At 71.4% G+C, this 23,363-nt stretch carries 21 protein-coding genes; 17 read left to right on the forward strand and 4 right to left on the reverse strand.

What is annotated here, in order from left to right:
* Nucleotides 1–29 precede the first annotated feature (29 nt).
* From mfd to ACQPZF_RS03920, 3 genes are read left to right on the forward strand one after another with little or no spacing between them, the layout of a single operon-like run.
* Entirely contained in the window at nucleotides 30–3,593 is a 3,564-nt protein-coding gene (gene mfd / locus ACQPZF_RS03910; RefSeq protein ID WP_433268302.1) for a transcription-repair coupling factor, read from the forward strand.
* 13 nt (nucleotides 3,594–3,606) lie between these two features.
* On the forward strand, nucleotides 3,607–4,542 hold the full coding sequence (locus ACQPZF_RS03915; protein WP_433268304.1) for a SurA N-terminal domain-containing protein: 936 nt from the start codon (nucleotides 3,607–3,609) through the stop codon (nucleotides 4,540–4,542).
* A 26-nt stretch (nucleotides 4,543–4,568) separates the two neighbouring features.
* The gene (locus ACQPZF_RS03920) at nucleotides 4,569–5,513 is read left to right on the forward strand and encodes a MazG family protein (protein WP_433268306.1); all 945 of its coding nucleotides are present in this window, start codon (nucleotides 4,569–4,571) and stop codon (nucleotides 5,511–5,513) included.
* Here the strand turns inward: ACQPZF_RS03920 and ACQPZF_RS03925 are convergent.
* Nucleotides 5,498–5,707 (reverse strand): hypothetical protein, encoded by a 210-nt coding sequence (locus ACQPZF_RS03925; RefSeq protein WP_433268308.1) that lies wholly within the window; start codon nucleotides 5,705–5,707, stop codon nucleotides 5,498–5,500. The genes ACQPZF_RS03920 and ACQPZF_RS03925 overlap by 16 nt on opposite strands.
* 91 nt (nucleotides 5,708–5,798) lie before the next feature.
* Here ACQPZF_RS03925 and ACQPZF_RS03930 point away from each other — a divergent pair, with 91 nt between their 5' ends.
* The 6 genes from ACQPZF_RS03930 (at nucleotide 5,799) to ACQPZF_RS03955 (ending at nucleotide 12,397) form a co-directional block, all read left to right on the forward strand.
* The gene (locus tag ACQPZF_RS03930) at nucleotides 5,799–6,641 is read left to right on the forward strand and encodes a helix-turn-helix domain-containing protein (RefSeq protein ID WP_433268310.1); all 843 of its coding nucleotides are present in this window, start codon (nucleotides 5,799–5,801) and stop codon (nucleotides 6,639–6,641) included.
* Nucleotides 6,641–6,808, forward strand: a complete 168-nt coding sequence (locus tag ACQPZF_RS03935) for a DUF397 domain-containing protein (RefSeq protein WP_433268312.1) — start codon at nucleotides 6,641–6,643, stop codon at nucleotides 6,806–6,808. The genes ACQPZF_RS03930 and ACQPZF_RS03935 overlap by 1 nt, the downstream gene beginning before the upstream one ends.
* Before the next feature lie 70 nt (nucleotides 6,809–6,878).
* Nucleotides 6,879–7,595 carry a Scr1 family TA system antitoxin-like transcriptional regulator gene (locus ACQPZF_RS03940; protein ID WP_433268314.1) on the forward strand — a complete coding sequence of 239 codons (717 nt, stop codon included), beginning with the start codon at nucleotides 6,879–6,881 and terminating at the stop codon, nucleotides 7,593–7,595.
* A 36-nt stretch (nucleotides 7,596–7,631) separates the two neighbouring features.
* Nucleotides 7,632–10,808 (forward strand): S41 family peptidase, encoded by a 3,177-nt coding sequence (locus ACQPZF_RS03945; protein ID WP_433268316.1) that lies wholly within the window; start codon nucleotides 7,632–7,634, stop codon nucleotides 10,806–10,808.
* Nucleotides 10,809–10,948: 140 nt separating this feature from the next.
* On the forward strand, nucleotides 10,949–11,449 hold the full coding sequence (locus ACQPZF_RS03950; protein ID WP_433268318.1) for a hypothetical protein: 501 nt from the start codon (nucleotides 10,949–10,951) through the stop codon (nucleotides 11,447–11,449).
* 108 nt (nucleotides 11,450–11,557) lie between these two features.
* Nucleotides 11,558–12,397 (forward strand): lytic transglycosylase domain-containing protein, encoded by an 840-nt coding sequence (locus tag ACQPZF_RS03955; RefSeq protein ID WP_433268320.1) that lies wholly within the window; start codon nucleotides 11,558–11,560, stop codon nucleotides 12,395–12,397.
* Nucleotides 12,398–12,544: 147 nt separating this feature from the next.
* On the opposite strand, the gene ACQPZF_RS03960 is transcribed toward ACQPZF_RS03955, so the two are convergent.
* Genes ACQPZF_RS03960 through ACQPZF_RS03970 form a run of 3 tightly spaced genes read right to left on the reverse strand, consistent with a single transcriptional unit; the run spans nucleotide 12,545 to nucleotide 14,429 of the window.
* Nucleotides 12,545–12,922: a tetratricopeptide repeat protein gene (locus ACQPZF_RS03960; RefSeq protein ID WP_433268322.1), complete on the reverse strand. Its 378-nt coding sequence runs from the start codon at nucleotides 12,920–12,922 to the stop codon at nucleotides 12,545–12,547.
* 36 nt (nucleotides 12,923–12,958) lie between these two features.
* Nucleotides 12,959–13,693 (reverse strand): alpha/beta fold hydrolase, encoded by a 735-nt coding sequence (locus tag ACQPZF_RS03965; RefSeq protein ID WP_433268325.1) that lies wholly within the window; start codon nucleotides 13,691–13,693, stop codon nucleotides 12,959–12,961.
* Between the two features lie 55 nt (nucleotides 13,694–13,748).
* On the reverse strand, nucleotides 13,749–14,429 hold the full coding sequence (locus ACQPZF_RS03970) for a hypothetical protein (RefSeq protein ID WP_433268327.1): 681 nt from the start codon (nucleotides 14,427–14,429) through the stop codon (nucleotides 13,749–13,751).
* Nucleotides 14,430–14,601: 172 nt separating this feature from the next.
* Between ACQPZF_RS03970 and eno the strand changes: the two genes are divergently transcribed.
* The 8 genes from eno (at nucleotide 14,602) to ACQPZF_RS04010 (ending at nucleotide 23,359) form a co-directional block, all read left to right on the forward strand.
* The gene (gene eno / locus ACQPZF_RS03975; protein ID WP_433268329.1) at nucleotides 14,602–15,888 is read left to right on the forward strand and encodes a phosphopyruvate hydratase; all 1,287 of its coding nucleotides are present in this window, start codon (nucleotides 14,602–14,604) and stop codon (nucleotides 15,886–15,888) included.
* On the forward strand, nucleotides 15,888–16,697 hold the full coding sequence (locus ACQPZF_RS03980; RefSeq protein ID WP_433268331.1) for an FtsB family cell division protein: 810 nt from the start codon (nucleotides 15,888–15,890) through the stop codon (nucleotides 16,695–16,697). Before eno ends, ACQPZF_RS03980 begins: the two co-directional genes overlap by 1 nt.
* Complete coding sequence (locus ACQPZF_RS03985) at nucleotides 16,694–17,185, forward strand: DUF501 domain-containing protein (RefSeq protein ID WP_433268333.1); 492 nt, start codon at nucleotides 16,694–16,696, stop codon at nucleotides 17,183–17,185. The genes ACQPZF_RS03980 and ACQPZF_RS03985 overlap by 4 nt, the downstream gene beginning before the upstream one ends.
* 210 nt (nucleotides 17,186–17,395) lie before the next feature.
* Nucleotides 17,396–18,625 (forward strand): lytic transglycosylase domain-containing protein, encoded by a 1,230-nt coding sequence (locus tag ACQPZF_RS03990; protein ID WP_433268335.1) that lies wholly within the window; start codon nucleotides 17,396–17,398, stop codon nucleotides 18,623–18,625.
* An 82-nt stretch (nucleotides 18,626–18,707) separates the two neighbouring features.
* A complete protein-coding gene (locus ACQPZF_RS03995; protein ID WP_433268337.1) occupies nucleotides 18,708–19,658 on the forward strand; it encodes an exopolyphosphatase in 951 nt (316 codons plus the stop codon).
* 196 nt (nucleotides 19,659–19,854) lie between these two features.
* On the forward strand, nucleotides 19,855–21,477 hold the full coding sequence (locus ACQPZF_RS04000) for a peptide ABC transporter substrate-binding protein (RefSeq protein WP_433268339.1): 1,623 nt from the start codon (nucleotides 19,855–19,857) through the stop codon (nucleotides 21,475–21,477).
* Nucleotides 21,478–21,543: 66 nt separating this feature from the next.
* On the forward strand, nucleotides 21,544–22,467 hold the full coding sequence (locus ACQPZF_RS04005; RefSeq protein ID WP_433268341.1) for an ABC transporter permease: 924 nt from the start codon (nucleotides 21,544–21,546) through the stop codon (nucleotides 22,465–22,467).
* Nucleotides 22,460–23,359, forward strand: coding sequence for an ABC transporter permease (locus ACQPZF_RS04010; RefSeq protein ID WP_433268343.1), 900 nt, complete (start codon nucleotides 22,460–22,462; stop codon nucleotides 23,357–23,359). Before ACQPZF_RS04005 ends, ACQPZF_RS04010 begins: the two co-directional genes overlap by 8 nt.
* The last annotated feature ends 4 nt before the right edge of the window (nucleotides 23,360–23,363 follow it).

Here is a 23,363-nt window from a genome sequence, read left to right on the forward strand (position 1 = left end):
TCTGTCCTCGTTGCCTTGGGAGCCACGCAATGCCCCAGCCCGGCCCGCTGTCCGGCCTGCTGACCGCCGTCCTGTCCGACAAGGCGCTGAGCGCCCTCATCGACTCCACCGGCGTGCCGTCGCTGGAGCTGGAAGGCGCGCCTGCCGCCAGGCCGCTGGTCGTCGCCGCCCTGGCGCGCCGGACGCCGGTGCTGGCCGTCACCGCCACCGGGCGGGAGGCGGACGAGCTGACGAGTGTCCTGTGCGACCTGATCGGGCCCGACGCGGTGGCGATCTTCCCCAGTTGGGAGACGCTGCCGCACGAGCGCCTGTCGCCCCGGGCCGACACGGTGGGCGCCCGGCTCCAGGTGTTGCGGCGGCTGCGGCATCCCGGGGACCACCCGCTGCGGGTCGTCGTCGCGACCATCCGCAGTCTCATCCAGCCCATGGCGCCGAACCTGGGCGACCTCAAGCCGGTGGACCTGAAGGTCGGGGACGAGCACGACTTCGAGAAGCTGCTGACCGACCTCACCGAACTGGCGTACGGCCGGGTGGACATGGTCGAGAAGCGCGGCGAGTTCGCGGTCCGCGGTGGCATCCTCGACGTCTTCCCGCCGACCGCCGAGCACCCGCTGCGGGTCGAGTTCTGGGGCGACGAGGTCAGTGAGATCCGGCCCTTCTCGGTCGCCGACCAGCGCTCGCTGCCCCAGCAGGTCGACGGGTTCACCGCGCCGCCGTGCCGGGAGCTGCTACTCACCGACCGGGTGAAGACGAGGGCCGCCGAACTCGCCCTCGAACACGAGGGGGACGCCCAGCTCGTCGAGATGCTGGACAAGATCGCCAGCGGCATCCCGTCCGAGGGCATGGAGGCGCTCATCCCGGCGTTGTGCGAGGGGGAGTTGCAGCTCCTCACCGACGTCGTCCCGGACGGCACGCACGTCCTGCTCAACGACCCCGAGAAGATCCGCGCCCGTGCCCACGACCTGGTGCGCACCGGCCAGGAGTTCCTGGAAGCGTCCTGGATGGCGGCGGCCGGCGGCGGGAAGGCCCCGATCGACCTCGGCGCGTCGGCCTACCGGAGCCTGGCCGAGGTCGCGGACACCGCCAAGGCCAAGGGGCGGCCGTGGTGGACGCTGAGCCGGCTCACCTCCGAGGGCACGGACGTGCTGCGGCTGGAGTTCAAGCACGTCGAGGCCTACCAGGGCGACATCGACCGGGCGTTCGCCGACCTGCGGGCGCACACCGCGTCCGGCGGCACGGCGGTGCTGGTCGTGCCCGGAGCGGGCACCGCCCAGCGCGCGGTCGAGCAGCTAGCGGACGCCGAGGTGCCCGCGCTGCTGGCCGAAACCCTGGACAAAGCGCCGAAGCCGGGCGCCGTCACGGTGGTCCGGGGCACGTTGGAGGACGGCTTCTCGCTGCCCGAACTGGCCTTGGTGGTACTCACCGAGACCGACCTGACCGGCGGACGCGGCGGAACGTCCACGAAGGACATGCGCCGGATGCCGTCGCGCCGCCGCAACGCGGTGGACCCGCTGGCGCTGCGGCCCGGCGACTACGTGGTGCACGAGCAGCACGGCATCGGCAAGTACGTGGAGATGGTGCAGCGCACGGTCGCCGGCGCGACCCGCGAGTACCTGGTGCTGGAGTACGCCTCGTCCAAGCGCGGCCAGCCCGGCGACCGGCTGTTCGTGCCGACCGACCAGCTCGACGAGGTGTCCCGGTACGTCGGCGGCGAGCTGCCCACCCTCAACCGGCTCGGCGGCAGCGACTGGAAGAACACCAAGGCCAAGGCGCGCAAGGCGGTCAAGCAGATCGCGGCCGAGCTGGTGCAGCTCTACGCCGCCCGCCAGGCCGCGCCCGGCCACGCCTTCGCGCCGGACACCCCGTGGCAACGGGAGCTGGAGGACGCGTTCCCGTTCACCGAGACGATCGACCAGATGGCGGCGATCGACGAGGTCAAGGCCGACATGGAGCGCACGGTCCCGATGGACCGGGTGATCTGCGGCGACGTCGGCTACGGCAAGACCGAGATCGGTGTGCGCGCGGCGTTCAAGGCGGTGCAGGACGGCAAGCAGGTCGTGGTGCTGGTGCCGACCACGCTGCTCGCCCAGCAGCACCTCAACACGTTCCACGAGCGGATGCGCGCGTTCCCGGTGAACGTCAAGGGCCTGTCCCGGTTCACCGACCCGGCGGAGGCCGAGCAGGTCATCGCGGGCCTCGCCGACGGCGAGGTGGACATCGTCATCGGCACCCACCGGCTGTTGCAGAAAGGCTTGCGGTACAAGGACCTCGGCCTGGTCATCGTGGACGAGGAGCAGCGGTTCGGCGTCGAGCACAAGGAGCACATCAAGGCGCTCCGCACGCACGTCGACGTGCTCACCATGTCCGCGACGCCCATCCCGCGCACGCTGGAGATGTCCCTGGCGGGCATCCGGGAGATGTCCACGATCCTCACCCCGCCCGAGGAGCGCCACCCGATCCTGACCTACGTCGGCGGCTACGACGAGAAGCAGGTCGGCGCGGCCATCCGCCGCGAGCTGCTGCGCGACGGCCAGGTGTTCTACGTGCACAACCGGGTGTCGTCCATCGAGAAGGCCGCCCGGCGCATCCGCGACCTGGTGCCGGAGGCCCGCGTGGTCACCGCGCACGGCCAGTTGAACGAGGACAAGCTGGAGAAGATCATCGAAGGCTTCTGGGAACGCGAGTACGACGTGCTGGTGTGCACGACGATCGTGGAAACCGGCCTGGACATCTCCAACGCCAACACGCTCATCGTGGAGCGCGGCGACCTGCTCGGCCTGTCCCAGCTCCACCAGCTCCGGGGTCGGGTCGGCCGCGGCCGGGACCGCGGCTACGCCTACTTCCTGTACCCGCCGGAAGCGCCGCTGACCGAGACCGCGCACGACCGGCTCGCCACCATCGCGCAGAACACCGAGCTGGGCGCGGGCATGGCGGTCGCGATGAAGGACCTGGAGATCCGCGGCGCGGGCAACATCCTGGGCGCGGAGCAGTCCGGCCACATCGCCGGCGTCGGCTTCGACCTGTACGTCCGGCTGGTCGGCGAGGCCGTGGAGGCGTTCCGGCGGCACGCGGGCGCGGAGACCGAGGGCGAGGAGGAGCTGGCCGAGGTCCGCGTCGACCTGCCGGTGGACGCGCACATCCCGCACGACTACGTGCCCGGCGAGCGCCTGCGGTTGGAGGCGTACCGGAAGATCGCGGCGGCCGGCGACGGCGAGGCGCTGCAGGCGGTGTGGGACGAGCTGAAGGACCGCTACGGCGCACCGCCGCTGCCGGTGGAGCGGCTGCTCGCGGTCGCCCGGTTCCGCCAGACGTGCCGGGCGCACGGCGTGACGGAAGTGGTGGTGCAGGGCCCGTCGATCCGGTTCGCGCCGTTGGAGCTGAAGGATTCGCAGTTGGTGCGGCTGCGCCGGCTGTACCCGAAGGCGGTGCACAAGCTCGCCGCGAACACCGTCAGCGTGCCTAGGCCGACGGAAGGAGCGGCCGGCGGCCGGATGGGCGCACCCGTGCTGCGCGACCAGGAACTGCTCGACTGGTGCGCGCACTTCCTGGCGTCCTTGGCGGGTACTCCCGTGAGTCCGGTCACTGGTTCGTGAGAGGGTAACGGCCGTGAGGACTGTGCAGAGGCGCTTCACCCTGGTCGGCGCGGCCGTCGCACTGCTGGTGGCGGGCTGCGGTACCGGCCCCAGCCAGGTGGGCTCGGCCGCCATCATCGGCGACACCGTGATCCCGCTGGAGCAGGTCCAGCAGCGCTTGGACGTCGTGCTGAAGAAGGAGCCCGAGGCCCAGAAGCTGCACGAGCAGCGCAAGCTCGACCAGGTGTCCCGCCAGCTCGTGACCCTGGGCGTGCAGCACGAGCTGATCGAGCGGGCCGCGCAGCGCGAGGGCGTCACCGTGTCCGAGGAGGCGGTGACGGAGTCCGTGGAGAACGCGGGCGGCCCGGACACGGCCTCGCAGAACACCGTCTACGACGCGACCACGTTCCGCGAGCGGGCCAAGGACCAGTTGCTGCTGGTCGAGCTGGCGCGCAAGTACGTGGACAAGATGGAAGTCACCTTCGACTACTTCTTCACGAAGGACAACAAGGACGCCATCGCGAAGGCCAAGCAGATCGCGGTCGACCCGTCGAAGATGGCCGAGTTCGTCCGCTCCGGTCCGCAGGGCCCGGAGGGGCAGCAGCTCTCGAAGGTCGGGCAGAAGGTCCGCTCGGCGGAGTCCCCGCAGGCGGCCGGCTCGCCCCTGTTCGGCGTCGACCCGGGCACGGTCGTGGCGTTCGCGCCGGACCCCGGCAGCGCGCAGTGGATCGTCGCTTACGTGACGGAGCGGGATGACGACGCCACTTCCACTGGCGAGTCGTCCACGGAGCAGTTGACGCCCCAGTTGCTGGAGCAGATCGGGTTGCGCCTGGTGCTCCGGCTGGCCGGCGACCCCGAGATCCGCGTGAACCCGAGGTACGGCGTGTGGGACACCACGGCGATCTCGGTGGCCCCGGGTGAAGAGGAGCTGTCGGGCTTCCAGGCGGTCGTCCGCCAGCCGAAGTCGTGACTGGTTCTGCTCATTCCGATCGGTCCGTGTCCGATTCGAGTGTGACGAACACCGTCGTGCTGCTCGGCTCCGAGCACGACTCGGTGCTGCCCGCCGCCGCGCTGCCCGCTCTGCGGGACGCGGCGGCGGTGTTCGCCGCGGATGACCTCGACCAGGCGTATTGGGGTGCGCTGGGCGCGGCTCCGGTGTCGCCGGTCGACGGCCCGATCGTCTACCTGACGGTGAGCCTGGACGATTCCTATGCCCGTGCCCTCGTGACGGACGGCGCGGTGGTGGTGCGCAACCCGGCGGGCACCGCGCTGGTCGGCGCCGTCTCCGTGATGGACCGCCTGCGCTCGCCCGGCGGATGCCCGTGGGACGCCGAACAGGACCACAAGTCCCTGCGCCAGTACCTGGTCGAGGAAACCTACGAGCTGTGGGACGCCATCGAGGACGGCGACCGCGCGGCCCTGCGCGAGGAACTGGGCGACGTCCTGCTGCAAGTCCTGTTCCACGCCCGGATCGCGGCCGAGGACGTCGACCCGTTCGGCATCGACGAGGTGGCCGGCGACCTGGTGGCGAAACTGGTCGGCCGCCACCCGCACGTGTTCGAGGGGAATGACCCGGCGGTCCGCGACGCGACCACCCAGCAGCATCGCTGGGAGGAGCTGAAGCAGGCGGAGAAGCAGCGCGAGTCCAGCGTGGACGGCGTGGCTTCCGGCCAGCCGGCGGTCGCTTTGGCCGGCAAACTCGCCCAACGGACCGCTCGCGCCGGCCTTCCGGTGGACCTGCTGCCCGAGGGCGACGACACGGGTGCGACTCTGTTCGCGGTGGCCGCGCTGGCGAAACTGGCCGGCGAGGACCCCGAGACCGAACTGCGGGCCGTGGCCCGTGCGTTCGAGTCTCGCGTGAGGTCGGCCGAGAAGGCCGCCCGTGCCGCCGGGATCACCCGGCTGAGCGCCGAGGACTGGCGCGCCTACTGGCCCGCTTGAGCGTTCTCGAACTCTTGCAGCGCCTCGGTGCTTTTGGCGAGGAGGTGGCGCAGCGCGGCGGGCGTGCCGACGATCTCGAACTCGGGCAGGTTCCCGATCGCGATCACTATCTCATGCGGGTGCACCGTCCACTCGATCTTGGTCTCCTCCTGGATGCCCACCCACGACTGCATCTCGGCCCGCGGCTTGAACAAGGTAACCTCCTACTTGGAATTACCTACCAGGCTATGGGATTCCCAGGGAAACGGCGATTCCCCGGTTGGGTGACGTCGTAGGCTGATCGACATGGAGAGCAACGCGCGGGCTCGGACACTGGGCGCGGAGTTGCGCGACCTGCGCAAGGCGAAGCGGGTGAGCCTGATCGGGCTCGGTGCGCAGGTGGGCCTCGACAAGAACACGATCAGCCGCACCGAGCGCGGCGAACGGGTGGCCAGCGAAACCGAGGTGGCGTCAATCCTCGGGGCGTTGGGTGTCGTGGGCGGGAAGCGCCGCGAACTGCTCCAACTGGCCCGGGAGGCGGCGAAGTCGAGCTGGCTGGAGACCGCCGCCGGCCTGCCGTCACAGCACAAGGCGCTGATGGAGTACGAGAAGGTGGCCACCTCCATCATGGACGTCACCGCGCTCCTCGTGCCGGGACTGCTCCAGACCCCCGCCTACGCCCGCGCGGTCATGACCGAGGGCGATGTAGCCACCTCTGAGATCGAGACGCTGGTCGAGCTGCGGCTCACCAGACAGGACGTGCTCACCCGAGACAAGCCGGTGCCGTACATGGCGATCATCGACGAGTTCGTCCTGCGGAGGCCGGTCGGCGGTCGGTCGGTGATGGCCGGGCAGGCGCGCCACCTGCTCGACATGGCGCAGCGCCCCAACGTGACGATCCGGGTCGTGCCGCAGGAGCGCGGGTACCACATGGGGCTGTTCGGGTCGTTCATCATGCTGGAGTCGGCGCGCACCACCCCCGTAGTCCACCTGGAGCATCTGCGGTCGGGGGTGTTCCTCTACAAGATGCAGGACATCCAGCCCTACCTTGACATCAAGCCTGCTTTGATGGCTGCGGCGGTCGGCCCGGAGGGCTCGCTGGGGTTGATCACCAAGTGTGCAGAAGAGATGGAAGGGCGGCAGAAGTGATGACGTGGCGGAAGTCGAGCCGGAGCAACACGACCTCGAACTGCGTCGAGGTGGCGGTGGGGCGGCAGCGGGTGGCTCTGCGGGATTCGAAGAACCGGACCGGGGCGGTGTTGGGGTTCCCGGCGGCCTCTGCTGAGAGTTTCCTGGCGTGGCTCAAGCAAGCATGATCGCGATTGTCACGCCGTCACTATTTCCCCACTTGCATGGGGACGTGGTGACTTTCGCCTAGAACGACGCGTGGCTGGAGTGGCCGCCGAGACCGAGGTGACCACGATCTTCGGTGCGCTGGGTGTGGTGAGAGCGAAGCGGCGGGAGTTGCTCGCGCCGGCTCGGGAAGCCGCCAAGTCGAACTGGCTGGCCACCGGGTCCGGTTTGCCGCAGCAGCTCAAGGCGTTGATCGAGTACGAACGGGTGGCGGCCTCCATCACCGACGTCACGTCGCTGGTGATCCCAGGGCTGCTCCAGACCCCCGACTACATGCGCGCGATCATGGCCGAAGGCGGGTTGCCGCACGCCGAGGCCGAAGAACGACTCCGGCTCCGGCTCGATCGGCAGCGGGTGTTCACCCGCGAGAACCCGATGCGGTACCTCGCGGTGATCGACAAGTTCGTCCTGCGGAGGCCGGTCGGCGGTCGGTCGGTGATCAAGTCTGTTGCTCGACAAGCTCCAGGACGTGCAGGCTTATGTCGACATGAAGCCCACGCTGTTGGCGGCGACCGCGAACGCCGAGGACTCCGTGGCCTTGATCGTGAAGTGTGCCGAGCGTTTGGAAGGGCACGAGACGTGACGACATGGCGGAAGTCCAGCCGGAGCACGACCGAGACCAACTGCGTCGAGGTGGCGGTGGGGCGGCAGCGGGTGGCTCTGCGGGATTCGAAGAACCGGACCGGGCCCGTGCTGGGCTTCCCGGCGGCCTCTGCGGAGAGTTTCCTGGCGTGGCTTAAGCAAGCATGATCGCGATTGTCACACCGTCACGCTAACGTCGGTGAAGTGACCGATCCCGCCTACCTTCGTTTCCCCCACCTGCACGGCGACCTGGTGACCTTCGTCGCCGAGAACGACGTGTGGCTGGCTCCGCTCACCGGCGGCCGGGCCTGGCGCGTCACGGCCGACCAGGTGCCGGTGTCCTCCCCGCGGTTCGACCCGTCCGGCACCAGTCTGGCCTGGGCCAGCCGCCGGGACGGCGCGCCCGAGGTCCACCTCGCGCCGGTCGCCGGCGGCGAGGCCAAGCGGCTCACCTACTGGGGCAACGCGACCACCGGCGTCCGGGGGTGGACACCCGGCGGCGAGGTCGTCGCCGTCACCTCCGCCGGTGAGGCGTCCAGCCTGCGGCGGTGGGCGTACGCGCTGCCCGTCGACGGCAGGCCGCCCACCCGCCTGCCCTACGGCTGGGTCGGCGACGTCGCGCACGGGCCGGCCGGCCAGGTCGTCGTGACGTCCATGTACGGCAAGGACCCCGCCTGGTGGAAGCGGTACCGGGGTGGGTCCGCCGGCAAGTTGTGGGTGGACCTCGACGGGGCCGGCGAGTTCCGCCGGATCCTGCCCGAGCTGACCACCTCGCTCACCGCGCCGATGTGGGTCGACGGGCGGATCGCGTTCCTGTCCGACCACGACGGCGTCGGCAGCGTGTACTCCGTGCTGCCCGACGGGTCCGACCTGCGCCGGCACACCGAGCAGGAGTTCTACGCGCGCGCCGCCACGACGGACGGCGCGCGGATCGTCTACCAGCACGCGGGCGACCTGTGGGTGCTCGACGGCCTGGACGCCGCGCCGCGCCGGCTCGACATCGCGCTCGGCGGTCCGCGCACCGCGACCCGGCCGCGCCCGGTCAGCTCCCGTCCGGACGACGCGCACCCGGACAAGTCCGGTCGCGCCAGCGTGGTCGAGGTGCGCGGCACGGTGCACTGGGTGACCCACCGGGACGGGCCGGTGCGGGCCCTCGCCGAGACGCCCGGCGTGCGGGCCCGCCTGCCGCGCGTGGTCGGCGACGGCGCCGTGTGGGTGACGGACGCGGAGGGCGAAGAGGGCCTGGAGTTCGCGCCGGCGGGCGGGGTCGAGCCCGGCAACACGCCGCGCCGGGTCGCGGTCGGCAAGCTCGGGCGGGTGCTGGAGCTGGCCGTCGCGCCGGACGGGCGGCGGTTGGCCGTCGCGACGCACGACGGGCGGCTGCTGCTGGTCGACGTGGAGTCCGGCGAGGTCCGGGAGGTGTTGCGGAGCGCGAACCCGCATGTCACCGACCTGGCGTTCTCGCCGGACTCGAACTGGCTGGCGTGGTCGCACCCCGGGCCGAGCCCGCTGCGGCACATCAGGATGACGAACACGACCGACCTGTCCGTGGTGGACGTGACGCCGCTGCGGTTCGCGGACTTCTCGCCGACGTTCACCGAGGACGGGCGCTACCTCGCGTTCCTGTCCATCCGCACGTTCGACCCGGTGTACGACGCGCATGTGTTCGACCTCGCGTTCCCGACCGGCTGCCGCCCGTTCCTGCTGCCGCTCGCCGCGACCACGCCCTCGCCGTTCGACCCGTTGCGGCTGGGCCGCTCGGTCGGGGAGGACGACAAGGACAAAGACAAGGACAAGGACCACGACGAGAACCCGATCACCGTGGTGGATCTGGACGGCCTGGCCGACCGGGTGGTGCCGGTGCCGGTCGCGGCGGCGGGCTACTCGTCGCTGACCGCCGCCAAGGGCGGGCTGCTGTGGCTGCGCAGCCCGTTGCGCGGGGTGCTGGGCGACAACCTGGCGACGCCGTCCGCACGTCCGCCGCGGTCCGTGCTGGAGCGGTTCGACCTCGCCAAGTCTCGGACCGACGTGCTGGTGGACGGCCTGGACTGGTTCGAGGTGACCGGCGACGGGCAGCGGGTCGTCCTGCTGGACGGCGGTGACCTGCGGGTCGTGCCGTCGGACCGGAAGGTCGACGGCGAGGACCCGGACTCGATCGACGTCGACCTGTCGCGGATCAGGGTCGTGGTGGACCGGTCCGCCGAGTGGCGGCAGGCGTACGCGGAGGCCGGCCGGCTGATGCGGGACCTGTTCTGGCGCACCGACATGGGCGGCGTCGACTGGGCGGGCGTGCTGGACCGCTACCGGCCGCTGGTGGACCGGCTGGGCAGCTACTCGGACCTGGTGGACCTGCTGTGGGAGGTGCAGGGCGAGCTGGGGACGTCGCACGCGTACGTCATCCCGTCCGGCGGCTCGGGCGGCCGGCCGGTGGGCCTGCTGGGCGCGGACGTGGAGCGGGACGAGTCGGGCGCGTGGCGGGTGACGCGGGTGATCCCCGGTGAGACGTCCGACCCGGCCGCCCGGTCGCCGCTGGCCGCGCCGGGTGTGGCCGTGCGGGCGGGTGACGCGATCGTGGCGGTCGACGGGCGGCAGGTGGACCCGCTGACCGGTCCCGCGCCGCTGCTGGTCGGCACGGCGGGCAAGCCGGTGGAGCTGACCGTGCGGCCGGGTGGCGGCGGTGAGCCGCGCCGGGTCGTCGTGGTGCCGCTGGAGGACGACGAGCCGCTGCGCTACCACGCGTGGGTGGCCGACCGGAGGGCGCGGACGCACGAGCTGTCCGACGGACGGGTGGGCTACCTGCACGTGCCGGACATGATGGGCGCCGGCTGGGCGCAGCTACACCGCGACCTGCGGGTGGAGCTGGCGCGCGAGGCCGTGGTGCTGGACGTGCGGGAGAACGCCGGCGGGCACACCTCGCAGCTCGTGGTGGAGAAGCTGGCGCGGCGGATCATCGGCTGGTCGGTGGCGCGCGGCTACACCACGTCGGAGAGCTACCCGGCGGACGCGCCCCGGGGTCCGGTGGTGGCGATCGCGGACGAGTTCGCGGGGTCGGACGGCGACATCGTGAACGTGGCGATCAAGGAGCTGGGCATCGGTCCAGTGGTCGGCACCCGCACCTGGGGCGGGGTGATCGGCATCGACCTGCAGTTCGACCTGGTGGACGGGACGACGGTCACGCAGCCCCGGTACGCGCTGTGGTTCGCCCAGCACGGCTGGGGCGTCGAGAACCACGGCGTGGACCCGGACATCGAGGTGGTGATGACCCCGCAGGACCGGGTGGCGGGCCGTGACCCGCAGTTGGACACGGCGGTGCGGCTGGCGCTGGAGTCGCTGACGTCGCGGCCGGCGGCCGTGCCACCGCAGCTCCCGCCCCTCACCTGAGCAAGTCCACCCGACCGTGTGGTGCGGCGGTCGTTGCGGTCGACACCCCCGAACCGATCATGGGTAGCACCAAGATCGGGTTCGGGGGTTCGGTGAGTCATCGCGAGTTGCCGCGCAGTGGGCGCGGATGTTTTTCGGCTGTGCTCCTGCTGCCGTTCGCGGCGCTGGGCGGGGTCCTGGCGCTGGTGCTGGCGTTCGGGCACCCGGCGGACGAGTACGACCGACCGGTTGACCAGGGCCGGGCGGAGGTGACGGTGAGGCCGACGCTGGTGAGCGTGCGGACCGGCGCGCCGCCCGCGCCCCCGCCCCGGGTGGCCGAGCCGACCGGGCGCAAGGAGGTTCAGCGAGGACATCCGACGCCGGACAGGCCGCCGCAGGGCAACGACGCCCCGCTGCCGGAACCGGTCCCAGGTCGGCTGCCGCTGCCGGTGGACCGGCAGGAGCCGCCTCCGGCGGTGTCGGTCCGGCCGCAGCCGCCGGCCCCGGCACAGCCGTCGGTGCTGACACAGCCGTCGAAGTCGACAGCGCCGGCGGAGACGACGGACCCGACAACGCCGCCGACCACCACGACGCCACCACCGGCGACCGACCCACCACTGTCCGTGGAGCCGTCAGTGCCGCCCGCGCACGTTCGCCGGTAGCCCAATCGACCACTGATAGGCCACCTGACCAGCGAATTCGTTCGATGCGGCCGGTTGTTCCCGGTCGTTCCCCTCGGGAACGCTCCGTGAGCACGTAGCCTGGGGTGCGTGGTCGTCCCGCCGCCCCCCAGAACAACGCCGCGCCCTCCGGCGCGCGGTCGTGTCGGCAACCTCGTCGGACGCCTGGCACTGGTCGCCCTCCTGCTCGCCGTGGTGGCGGGCGGGGCGTGGGCGCTGAGCGTCTTCAACCGCCGCGAGGTGCAGGCCACCGACCCGCCGTTCCCGGTGCCGTTCCAGGAGGTCGAGCCCGGTGTGGCGGCCCCCGGCTCGGCCGGGGAGGTGCCACCGCAGGCGGCGCCCAGCCAGCAGACCGCGTCCGCCGAACCGCTGACCGCGTGGGCGGTGGCCGTGTCGGAGAAGACCGACATCCCGACGCGTGCCCTGCGCGCGTACGCCATCGCGGACCTGGTCATGCAGTCGTCACAGCCCGCTTGTCGGGTGTCGTGGGCGACCCTCGCGGGCATCGGGCGCATCGAGTCCCACCACGGCACCATCGGCGGCCTGCGGCTGGGCGAGGACGGGCGGCCGTCCAAGCCGATCGTCGGCATCCCGCTGGACGGCAGTCCGGGCGTGAAGGCGATCGCGGACAGCGACGGCGGCGTCCTGGACGGGGACAAGACGTGGGACCGGGCCGTGGGCCCGATGCAGTTCATCCCGACGACGTGGGCCCGCTACGCGACCCGGGCGAACGGCGACGGCAACCCGCCCGACCCGCAGAACATCGACGACGCGGCCCTGGCCGCCGCGCGGTACCTGTGCTCCGGCGGGCGCGACCTGAACACCGGCGAGGGCTGGTGGGCGGCCGTCATGGCGTACAACAACTCGGTGGAGTACGGCCAGAACGTCTACAGCGGAGCCGACGCCTACGCCCGGGCCAGCCAGGGCTGACCCCGCGTCCGCTCGGGTCAGGGCACGCCGCCACCTCGCCCGACCGGCCCCGGCTGGTAGCCCGGTCTCGCGCGGTCGATCGGTTCCCGCCCGACTCGGCCGTTGTCGGTCTCGCCAGACCCCGCCCCGCTGTGCGGCTCGCCTCCGTCACCGGTCGCGTTCGACCGCCAGCCGGGCGCTCACCTCGCCCAACGCCTCCTGGTACTCGGGCGTCGGGTTCATCGCCGCCGCCATCCGCAACTGCGCCAGCGCCTCGGGCAGGCGGCTCTGGCGCTGCAACGTCCGCCCCAGGGCGAACCGCGCGTAGTAGTCGCTCGGGTCGAGGTCGAGGACCTTGCGGAACGCTTCCTCGGCTCTCTTGAGCTGCGCCGAGCCCAGGTAGGCGCGGCCGGCCAGGAGTTGGACGCTGGGTTCGTTCGGCGCCGCTTCGAGCACGGCTCGCAGCTCGCGCAGGGCCTCCAGCGGACGGCGCTCCGCGAGCAGCGCCTCGGCCCGGCGGAACGCCTCGAAGGTGCTGTCGGTCATGGTCCGATCAACGCTACCTCCGCAACCGGCGGTTCATCAGCGGCCGACCGGATGACGGGACGTGTCCCACCCGGTGATCAACCGCTCCAGCACCGGGGTGATCGACTCGGGTTGGTCCACATGGGCGTTGTGGCCGACGCCTGCCAGCACCATTCCACCCGGGTCGGCCGCGAGCAGGTCCGCCGGCGGGCACAGGTGGTCGGTCTCGCCGGCGGCCAGGGTGACCGGGGCCTTCGCCGTCGCCAGCAGTCCCGCCACGTCGGGCGCGCCCACCCCGAACGCGGCCTGGTCCAGCGCCGGCCGCCAGCCACCGGGCCCCTCCACGACCCCGTGCGCCAGCGGCACGCCGGCCAGTTTCGACGCGCGCTCGACGGCCTCCTCGCGGGTCGGGAAGGTCTTCGCGGGCTTCGCCGCGATCGCCGCCGCCCTGGCCAGGTCGTCGGGCGACCACCGCAGCTTCACGCCCACCCCCGCCACGGCCCGGACGTCCACCCCGAACCACCCGCCGGCGAGCGTCAACGCCACCACCCCGCCCAGCGAGTGACCGAGCACCGCCACCGGGCCTGCCGGGACCACCGGGGCGACCGCCGCCGCGAACGAGCCGAACGAGTACCGCTCCAGCCCCGGCGAACGGCCGTGGCCGGGCAGGTCCACCGCCAGCCACGAGCCCGGCCAGTGCGCCACCACGCCCGCCCACACCTCGGCCGTCGCGCCCAGGCCGTGCAGGAGGACCAGGAGCGGCCCGTCGCCGCCGCGCTCCACGTGAACCACGCCGGAATCCTCCTGTGTCATGCCGTCCGGAACATCCTGCACACCCGGTCGTGCCTCATTCGAGCCCGCGTTCCTCACCGGAGACCGCCCCGATGCGTGCGCGCGCTTGGTCGGCCCAGCCGATGACGGCGTGGGCGTCGCTGTCCCGCGCGACGGATACCGCCTCGTCGAGCAGTTCCCGCGTCAGGCCGCGGTCGCCGGTTGCGGCGGCCCACTCGGCGAGCGCGAGGAGGCCGGCGGCGACACCGGGCCGGAAGTCGATCTCCCTGCGCAGCCTGATCGACTCCCGGAGTCTTCGGCCCGCCGCTTCCATCCGGCCCGCGGCCATGTCGGCGAAGCCGATGTGCCGAGTGGTGTAGGAGGCGGTCAGCACGTCACCGGCTGCCACCGCGAGGTCGTGCGCCCGCAGCAGGACAGGCAGTGCGGTGGTGTGGTCGGCGCGGATGACCTGATGGACGGTGCCGACCCAGAACAGCGCCTCGGCCTGTCCACGCTGGTCGCCGAGGCCCTGGTACAGCTCAACCGCCCGCTCGAACAGCGTCAGCTCACGCGGGTCTTCTCGACGGTCCCGGAGGAAGCGCGCGTGCAGGACGCGGCCACGCGCCAGGGCCAAGCCGGCCTCGACGGCGTCCAGTTCCCGGTCGGCCGCGTCCGGCGCGTCCGGATCGCCGCCGAAGACCGCTCGCTCGTACAGCAGCCTGGCGCGGTCGAGCCGACCTGCCTCGCTCGTCGTCATGGGACAACACGCTAAGGCCGGCCGGCCATGCGGCGCAGCAGGTTCCGAACGTGCCCCGCGGGCGAGCCCGGTCCGGTTCCGCTCGAACTTCCGGAACGGGGTCGAGAGCCTCCCGGTGCGGCACCAACTAGGCTCGTCACCGATACAGAGATGGTCTGACTAGGGAGCGCACGTGGCGGTCATCGAGCAGGTCGGCGCCCGCGAGATCCTGGACTCGCGAGGCAACCCCACCGTCGAGGTAGAGGTGGCGCTGGACGACGGCACGCTGGAGCGCGCCGCGGTGCCGTCGGGGGCCTCGACGGGCGAGCACGAGGCGGTCGAGCTGCGGGACGGCGACCCCAAGCGGTACCTGGGCAAGGGCGTCGAGCGCGCGGTCACCGCCGTGCTCGACGAGATCGGCCCCGAGCTGGTCGGCATCGAGGCCGTCGAGCAGCGGGTGGTGGACCAGAAGCTGGTCGACCTGGACGGCACGCCGGACAAGTCCCGCCTCGGCGCGAACGCCATCCTCGGCGTGTCGCTGGCCGTGGCGAAGGCGGCGGCGGCGTCCAGCGGGCTGGAGCTGTTCCGGTACGTCGGCGGCCCGAACGCGCACGTGCTGCCCGTGCCGATGCTGAACATCCTCAACGGCGGCGCGCACGCCGACACCGACGTGGACATCCAGGAGTTCATGATCGCGCCGATCGGCGCGGACACCTTCCGCGAGGCCCTGCGCTGGGGCGCGGAGGTCTACCACGCGCTGAAGGCCGTGCTGAAGGGCAAGGGCCTGGGCACCGGCCTCGGCGACGAGGGCGGCTTCGCGCCCGCGCTGTCCAGCAACCGCGACGCGCTGGACCTGATCCTCCAGGCCATCGAGAAGGCGGGCTTCACGCCGGGCCGCGACATCGCGCTCGCCCTGGACGTGGCCGCCACCGAGTTCCACTCCGACGGCGCTTACACGTTCGAGAAGACCAAGCGCAGCGCCGAGCAGATGACCGGCTACTACACCGAGCTGGTGAACGCCTACCCGCTGGTGTCCATCGAGGACCCGCTGTCCGAGGACGACTGGGACGGCTGGGTGCGGCTGACCGCCGAGCTGGGCGAGCGGGTGCAGATCGTCGGCGACGACCTGTTCGTCACCAACCCGGAGCGGCTGGAGGAGGGCATCTCCCGCCGCGCGGCGAACGCGTTGCTGGTGAAGGTCAACCAGATCGGCACGCTGTCCGAGACGCTGGACGCGGTCGCGCTGGCCACCTCGTACGGCTACAAGTCGATGATGTCGCACCGGTCCGGCGAGACCGAGGACACCACCATCGCGGACCTCGCGGTGGCGACCGGCGCGGGCCAGATCAAGACCGGCGCGCCCGCGCGCGGCGAGCGGACCGCGAAGTACAACCAGCTCCTGCGCATCGAGGAGGCCCTGGGCGACGCGGCGCGCTACGCGGGTGACCTGGCCTTCCCGCGGTACACACCGGAAAGCTGATGGCTGACCGGGAACGGGGCTCCCGGCGCGGCGGAAAAGCCGTGCCGGGAGCCCGGTCCGACCGCACCGCCCGGTCCGGCCGTGCGGGTGCCAAGGGCACCGGTGACGCCGCGGGCGGGTCCGGCTCAAGGCGTTCGGGCCGCGGTGGTGACGCCGATTCGGGCAAGAGCGGCGGGTCCGGCTCGGGTCGCGGCGGCGCGGGTTCGGCGCGGGCGGGTGGCGTGGACGCGGGCAAGGGTGGCGCGTCCGGGCGCGCGAGGCGGTTCGGCCGGGCGACCGAGGCGGGTTCCGCGCGGGCCGGTGAGGGTGGCGGGTCGCGGCGCGGGGCGCGGTCCGCTCGGCTGGCCGAGCAGGCGCGGGCGACCCAGGCGGCGCGTGCGGCGCGGGCCGCGCGGCCCCAGTCGCGGGCGCGGTCGCGGCAGGGCACCGGTGGCGCGTTCGGCATGACCGGCACGAGGCGGGCGGCGCTGTTGGCGATGGTGGTGTGCGCGTTGGCGTTGAGCATCGCCGTGCCGCTGCGGACCTACCTCGCCCAGCGCGAGGAGCTGCGCGAGGTCAACGCCTCGCAGGAGACCCTCCGCGCCGAGGTCGGCAAGCTGGAGCAGCGGAAGAAGGAACTCGCGGACCCCGCGCACCTGGAGGCGGAGGCGCGTCGGCGGCTGCACTACGTGCGGCCCGGCGAGACGCCCTACATCGTCCAGTTGCCCGGTGACGCCGAGCGGAAACTGGAAGAGGAGCGGCCGGCGGCGGCGCCGGCGGCGGACAAGGCGTGGTACGAGCAGTTGTGGGATTCGGCGGCGGCACGATGACGGTGAGCGACGAGGACCTGGCGTCCGTCGCCGAGCAGCTCGGACGCGCCCCGCGCGGCCTGCGGGCCGTGGCGGCGAGGTGTCCCAGCGGACACCCGGCGGTCGTGCAGACCAGTCCCCGGCTGGAGGACGGCACGCCGTTCCCGACCCTGTACTACCTGACGTGCCCTCGGCTCAACTCGTCCGTCAGCAAGCTGGAAGGCGCCGGTCTGATGAAGGAGATGACCGATCGGCTGGCTGCGGATGAACAGTTGGCGGAACGCTACCGCCGGGCCCACGAGTCGTACTTGGCTGAACGGGACGCGATCGAACCGCTGGGCACGGAGGTCACCGCGGGCGGCATGCCGACCCGGGTGAAGTGCCTGCACGTCCACGTGGCGCACGCGCTGGCCGTGGGGCCGGGGGTGAACCCGTTCGGCGACGAGGCCCTGGAGCTGCTCGCGCAGTGGTGGCCCGGCGGGGACTGTGCGTCAAAGGTCAAAAATTGACCGTACGGGCAGTTCTGTGGGCGGAGAACCGACCACGCCCGTGACAACGGTCGTCCGGATCAGGCAGGCTGGTCCGGGGGCCGAAGCGGGATTCGCCGAGGAGTGGAGTTCGAGGCTGTGCCGAAGCCACGGGGACGCAAGCGGAAAGCGACACGGCGGCCGACGCTGACCCCGCGTCAGTGGGGGCTCGCCGCCACGGCGACGTGCGCGATGCTCGTGCCGACCCTCCTGCACACGACGGGCGGCATCGACTGGATCAACGTCGCGGGCCGCTCCGACCTGGAGGCGTTCCCGCCGGGCGCGGGCGACGTGCTGGGCACCATGGCGTTGCGGGACTCGGGCGGGCTGGGCGTGTCGGGCCGGCTGCCGGAGACCGACGAGCTGAGCGCGGCGCTGCTGGCGGAAGCCGACGACCCGTCGGAGTTCGGTGACGACCTGCCGCCGTTCGACGGCGTCGACGGAGAGCTGGGCGCCGGTCAGCTCGGCATCCCCGGCGTGATGCTGGACGCGTACATGAAGGCCGCCGACCGGCTGGCCGTGACGACGCCGAACTGCCGGCTGGACTGGTCGCTGCTGGCGGGCATCGGGCGCATCGAGTCCGGCCACGCGCGCGGCGGCCGGGTGGACGCGCGCGGCAACACGGTGAACCCGATCCTGGGCCCGGTGCTCAACGGCGGTCCGGGCATGGCGGCGATCCGCGACACCGACGGCGGCCGGTTCGACCAGGACAGCACGTGGGACCGCGCGGTCGGCCCCATGCAGTTCATCCCGTCCACGTGGGCGGGCTACGCGGCGGACGGCAACAACGACGGCCAGTCCAACCCCAACAACATCTACGACGCGACCGTCGGCGCGGGCAACTACCTGTGCGCCTACAACGGCGACCTGAGCGACCCGGAACAGCGGGCCAGGGCGGTGTTCCGCTACAACCACTCCGAGGAGTACGTCCGGACGGTCCTGTTCTGGGCCGACGCGTACGCCGACGGCGTGACCCCGCTGCCGGGCCTGCCCGGCTCGGACGACGACTTCCTGCCGGTCGGCGACGACATCCCGTCGGGCGGCACGGTCCCGCCGGGCAACGGCACCGGCAGCAACCCGCCGGCGAACACCTCGAACCCGACGACGACCACCACCACCACCACGGTCCCGGGTTCGACGCAGACCACGATCACGTGGGTGCCGACCACGTCGTCCAGCACCACGACCACCACGACGACGACGACCACGACCACCACGACGCCGAATTGCCCGGCCCCGACGACGACCACGACGAGCACCACCGCCCCGACGACGACCACCCCGGTCCCGCCGGACTGCCCCGTCCCGACGACGACGTCGACCACGGGCGTGCAGAGCACGGTGCCGCAGACCTCGCAGCCCTCGGGGTCGTCGCCCGCCTCGGGCACTTCGGGGACGACGTCCTCGATGAAGCCGCTGTAGTCCCGCCCTTCGCGGTCGGCCCCGGTGCGGCCGGCGTAGTTTTCCCGCGACGGCACGGTGTCGTCGGCAACGGGAGGGCGACATGGCGCGGGTGGCCGCGATCGACTGCGGGACGAATTCGATCCGGCTGCTGGTGGCCGACGTGACGGTGGCCGACGACGGCTCGCGGTGGCTGCGGGACGTGCACCGCGAGATGCGGGTGGTGCGGCTCGGCGCGGGCGTGGACGCGACCGGCGTGTTGGGCGCCGAGGCGTTGGAGCGGACCCGCGCGGCGCTCGTCGACTACACGAACATCCTGCGGCGCAAGGGAACCGAGCGGGTGCGGATGGTCGCGACCTCGGCCACCCGGGACGCCGCGAACCGGGACGAGTTCTTCGACCTGACGCGGACCGTGCTGGGCGTCGAGGCCGAGGTGATCTCCGGTGACGAGGAGGCGCGGCTGTCGTTCACCGGCGCGGTGGCGGACCTGGACGCCGCCGACGGGCCGTTCCTGGTGGCCGACGTCGGCGGCGGGTCCACGGAGCTGGTGCTGGGCTCCTGGGACGGCGTGCGGGGCTCCGTGGAGGCCGCGCGGTCGGTCGACATCGGGTGCGTCCGGCTGACCGAGCGCTGCCTGCACAGCGATCCGCCGACCGAGCGGGAGGTGGACGACGCCGTCGAGGTCGCGCGGGAAGCGCTCGGCGAGGCGTTCGCGGCGGTGCCGACGGCCAAGGCCGCCACGTGGATCGGGGTCGCGGGCACGGTGACGACCCTGGTCGCGCTGGCCAAGGAGCTGCCGGCGTACGACTCGCGGGAGATCCACCTGTCGCGGCTGGGCATCGACCAGGTCCGCGAGATCACCGCCCGGCTGCTCACGATGAGTCACGACGAGCGGGCGGCGCTCGGTCCGATGCACCCCGGACGGGTGGATGTGATCAACGGCGGCGCACTCGTCGTGCGGACCATCGCGGACCACCTCGCGGCCCAGGGCATCGTCGAACTGGTCGCGAGCGAGCACGACATCCTCGACGGCATCGCCTTCTCACTGAGCTGAGCCGCTGGTAGGACCCGGTGTGGTCGGTTCGCGAAGTTGATCTTCCTACCCCATTCGAATGTCAACTGGGATTGTTCGTGACGAGGTTGTGACCGCATCGCCCATGTGGCGTGCACCACTGCCCTATTAGCGTCCTCGGCACGCTGTGGAGGCGGTCGACTCTGCCCGGTAATCCCGAGCAGGTGTGGGAGGACGCATGTCACGTGCACTACTGGTTCCGGCAGCCGTCGCGCTGGCTTTGGTCGCGGCGGGCTGTGGAACCCCTGAGACGTCATCCGGCGCGAACACCGATGCCGGGATCTCCATCTTCAACACCGAGCCGGAGAACCCGCTCGTGCCGGGCAACACCACCGAGGTCGGCGGCAGCCGCGTCCTGGACGCGCTGTTCACCGGGCTCGTGGAGTACCGGAACGAGGACGCGCAACCGGTGAACGCGATGGCCGAGTCGATCGAGACCCAGGACTCGAAGCTGTTCACGGTGAAGATCAAGAAGGGCTGGAAGTTCCACGACGGCACCCCGGTGACCGCCAACAGCTTCGTCGACTCCTGGAACTGGACCGCCTACGGGCCCAACGCCGCCCAGGGAGCGAGCTTCTTCGCGCAGGTCGAGGGTTACGCGGACGTCAACCCGAAGGACCCGGACGGAGCGGACGGTCCGCAGCTTCCCCCGGCGCCCACCGCCGAGAAGCTGTCCGGCCTGAAGGTCGTGGACGAGCACACGTTCACCGTCACGCTGTCCGAGCCGTTCGCGGTGTTCCCGGTGACCATCGGCTACGAGGTGTTCGCACCGATGCCGGCGGCGTTCTTCAAGGACCGGGCGGCGTTCGAGGCCAACCCGATCGGCAACGGGCCGTTCAAGTACGTCTCGCGCACGGTCGGCACGGAGATCAAGCTGACCCGCTACGACGACTACACCGGCGACGACAAGCCGAAGTTCAAGGACCTGACGCTGAAGGTCTACCAGAGCCGCGAGTCCGCCTACGCCGACCTGGTGGCGAACAACCTGGACTTCATGGAGGAGCTGCCGCCCAACGCGCTGGCCGGCCAGAAGTACGAGACCGACCTCGGCGACCGGGTGGTGACGCGGGAGACGCTGAACAACCAGACGATCGCGTTCCCCTTCTACGCCCCGCCGTACGACAACGCGGCGCTGCGGCGCGCGATCTCCATGTCGATCAACCGCGACGAGATCACCCAGCGGATCTTCGAGGGCACCCGCATGCCCGCCGACGGCTGGGTGCACCCGCTGATGAAGGGCTACCAGAAGGGGCAGTGCGGCGAGTACTGCGAGTACAACCCGCAGAAGGCCAAGGACGAGTTCGCGAAGTCCGGCTACACCGGGGAGATCATCCTGCTGTCCAACACCGACGGCGGGCACCAGGAGTGGGCCGAGGCGGTCGCCAACAACATCAAGAACACCCTCGGCGTCGAGGCGCGGTTCGTGCCGTCCACCAGCTTCGGCGAGTTCCGGCAGAAGGTGAACGCGCACGAGATGACCGGCATGTACCGGTCGGGCTGGATCGCGGACTACCCGTCGATCGAGAACTGGCTGACCCCGCTGTTCCGCACCGGTGCGTCGTCCAACGACGGGCTCTACACCAACCCGAAGTTCGACGCGAAGCTGGCCGAGGCGGACAAGGCGCCCAGCGAGGAGGAGGCGATCCGGCTCTACCTGGAGGCGGAGCGGATGCTGGCCGAGGACATGCCCTCCATTCCACTGTGGACGCAGAAGACCGTCGCGGGCAAGTCGAACCGGTTGAAGGTGGCGAACCTGCACCCGTTCCGCAAGCTCGACCTGGACAGCGTCGAAGTGGTTTAGCACCTTGGTTACCGGGCCGGCCCGCTGCACGTGCGGGCCGGCCCTCCGCCGCTGAGGGAGTGCTCGATGGGGCGCTATGTGCTGCGCAGGCTGTTGCAGATGATCCCGGTGTTCCTCGGGACCACTTTTCTGATCTACGCGTTGGTGTGGGCGGTGCCGGGCGACCCGTTCGAGGGCAAGTGTGGTGAGCGGGACTGCCCCGCGTCCTACATCGCCGCGATGCGGGACAAGTTCAACCTCGACGACCCGTTGCTCGTGCAGTACGGCAAGTACCTCGGGAACCTCGTGCGGGGCGACTTCGGGCAGACCTCGGCCGGGCTCGAAGTGGGGCAGCGGATCGCGGCGACGTTCCCGGTCACGCTGCGCCTGGCGCTGGTGGCGCTGCTGATCGAGGCCGTCATCGGCATCACGGCCGGCATCGTGAGCGGGCTGCGGAACCGGGGCTTCCTGGACAGCCTGGTGCTGGTGTCGACGCTGTTCCTGATCTCCATCCCGGTGTTCGTCACCGGGTACGTGGTGCAGTTGGTGTTCGGCCTGCAGCTCGGGCTGATCTCGCCGACCGTGACCACGCCGACGTTCGGCAACCTCATAGTCCCCGGCTTCGTGCTCGCCTCGCTCTCGATGGCTTATGTGGCAAGGCTTTCGCGCGCCAGCATCGCCGAGAACCGGCGGGCCGACTACGTGCGGACGGCGTTGGCGAAGGGGTTGCCGACCAGGCGGGTGGTGGGTGTGCACATGCTGCGCAACTCGCTGATCCCGGTGATCACGTTCCTGGGCACCGACCTGGGCGCGTTCCTGGGCGGCGCGATCGTCACCGAGGGCATCTTCAACGTGCCCGGCGTGGGCGGGCTGGTGTTCCGCTCGATCCTGACCAAGGACGGCGCGATGGTGACCGGTGTGGTCACCGTCCTGGTGCTGGTCTACCTGCTGATGACGCTGCTGGTGGACCTGCTCTACGCCGTGCTCGACCCGAGGATCCGCTATGACTGACCAAATCGCGGTGTTGACGCTGGACAAGCCGCGCGGCCTGTTCGGGGACGCGTGGCACACGTTGCGGAGCCGGCCGCTGTTCTGGGTGTCGGTGTCGCTGATCATGCTCGTGGTGCTGATGGCGGTGTTCCCGGGGCTGTTCACGTCGGGCGACCCGGGGTTGGCGCAGTTGTCGCTCAGCCGGCAGCCGCCGTCGGCGCAGGCGTGGTTCGGCTACGACAACCAGGGCTACGACATCTACACGCGGGTGATCCACGGCGCGCGGGCGTCCATTGTGGTCGGTGTGCTGGCCACGGTCGGCGTGGTGCTGGTGGGCGCGTCGGTGGGCATCCTGGCCGGGTTCTACGGCGGGTGGCTGGACGCCCTGGTGTCGCGGATCGCGGACATCTTCGTGGGTGTGCCGTTCGTGCTCGGCGCGATCGTCATCCTGACGACGCTGAACGCGGGCGGCGACGCCGGGCCGGTGCGGATCGTGGCGCAGGTGGTGCTGTCCATCGCGGTGCTGTCGTGGCCGGTGTCGATGCGGATCATGCGGTCCACCGCGATCGCGGCCAAGCAGCAGGACTACGTGAAGGCGGCGCGGGCGCTGGGCGCCTCGCCGGGGCGGATCATCTCCAAGCACATGCTGCCCAACTGCGTCGCGCCGGTGCTGGTGTACTCGACGATCGCGCTGGGCGCGTTCATCGGGGCCGAGGCGACGCTGTCGTACCTGGGCATCGGGCTGCGGCAGCCGGTGGTGTCGTGGGGCGTGATGATCAACAGCGCCAAGGACTACCTGCGGGTGGCGCCGCACGCCCTGCTGTTCCCGGCGGGTTTCCTGACCGCCACGGTGCTCGCGTTCGTGATGCTGGGCGACGCGGTGCGCGAAGCCCTCGATCCCAAGCTCCGGTAGGAGG

This window comes from Actinosynnema sp. CS-041913, assembly GCF_050942485.1.
GTDB lineage: Bacteria > Actinomycetota > Actinomycetes > Mycobacteriales > Pseudonocardiaceae > Actinosynnema.

What these genes read in the sequence shown, in the direction of transcription:
- mfd (WP_433268302.1), top strand. Translation starts at nt 30, where the DNA reads ATGCCCCAGCCCGGCCCGCTGTCCGGCCTGCTGACCGCCGTCCTGTCC.
- ACQPZF_RS03930 (WP_433268310.1), top strand. Translation starts at nt 5,799, where the DNA reads ATGGAGAGCAACGCGCGGGCTCGGACACTGGGCGCGGAGTTGCGCGAC.
- ACQPZF_RS03935 (WP_433268312.1), top strand. Translation starts at nt 6,641, where the DNA reads ATGACGTGGCGGAAGTCGAGCCGGAGCAACACGACCTCGAACTGCGTC.
- ACQPZF_RS03960 (WP_433268322.1), bottom strand. Translation starts at nt 12,922, where the DNA reads ATGACCGACAGCACCTTCGAGGCGTTCCGCCGGGCCGAGGCGCTGCTC.
- ACQPZF_RS03970 (WP_433268327.1), bottom strand. Translation starts at nt 14,429, where the DNA reads ATGACGACGAGCGAGGCAGGTCGGCTCGACCGCGCCAGGCTGCTGTAC.
- ACQPZF_RS03980 (WP_433268331.1), top strand. Translation starts at nt 15,888, where the DNA reads ATGGCTGACCGGGAACGGGGCTCCCGGCGCGGCGGAAAAGCCGTGCCG.
- ACQPZF_RS03985 (WP_433268333.1), top strand. Translation starts at nt 16,694, where the DNA reads ATGACGGTGAGCGACGAGGACCTGGCGTCCGTCGCCGAGCAGCTCGGA.
- ACQPZF_RS03990 (WP_433268335.1), top strand. Translation starts at nt 17,396, where the DNA reads ATGCTCGTGCCGACCCTCCTGCACACGACGGGCGGCATCGACTGGATC.
- ACQPZF_RS03995 (WP_433268337.1), top strand. Translation starts at nt 18,708, where the DNA reads ATGGCGCGGGTGGCCGCGATCGACTGCGGGACGAATTCGATCCGGCTG.
- ACQPZF_RS04000 (WP_433268339.1), top strand. Translation starts at nt 19,855, where the DNA reads ATGTCACGTGCACTACTGGTTCCGGCAGCCGTCGCGCTGGCTTTGGTC.
- ACQPZF_RS04005 (WP_433268341.1), top strand. Translation starts at nt 21,544, where the DNA reads ATGGGGCGCTATGTGCTGCGCAGGCTGTTGCAGATGATCCCGGTGTTC.
- ACQPZF_RS04010 (WP_433268343.1), top strand. Translation starts at nt 22,460, where the DNA reads ATGACTGACCAAATCGCGGTGTTGACGCTGGACAAGCCGCGCGGCCTG.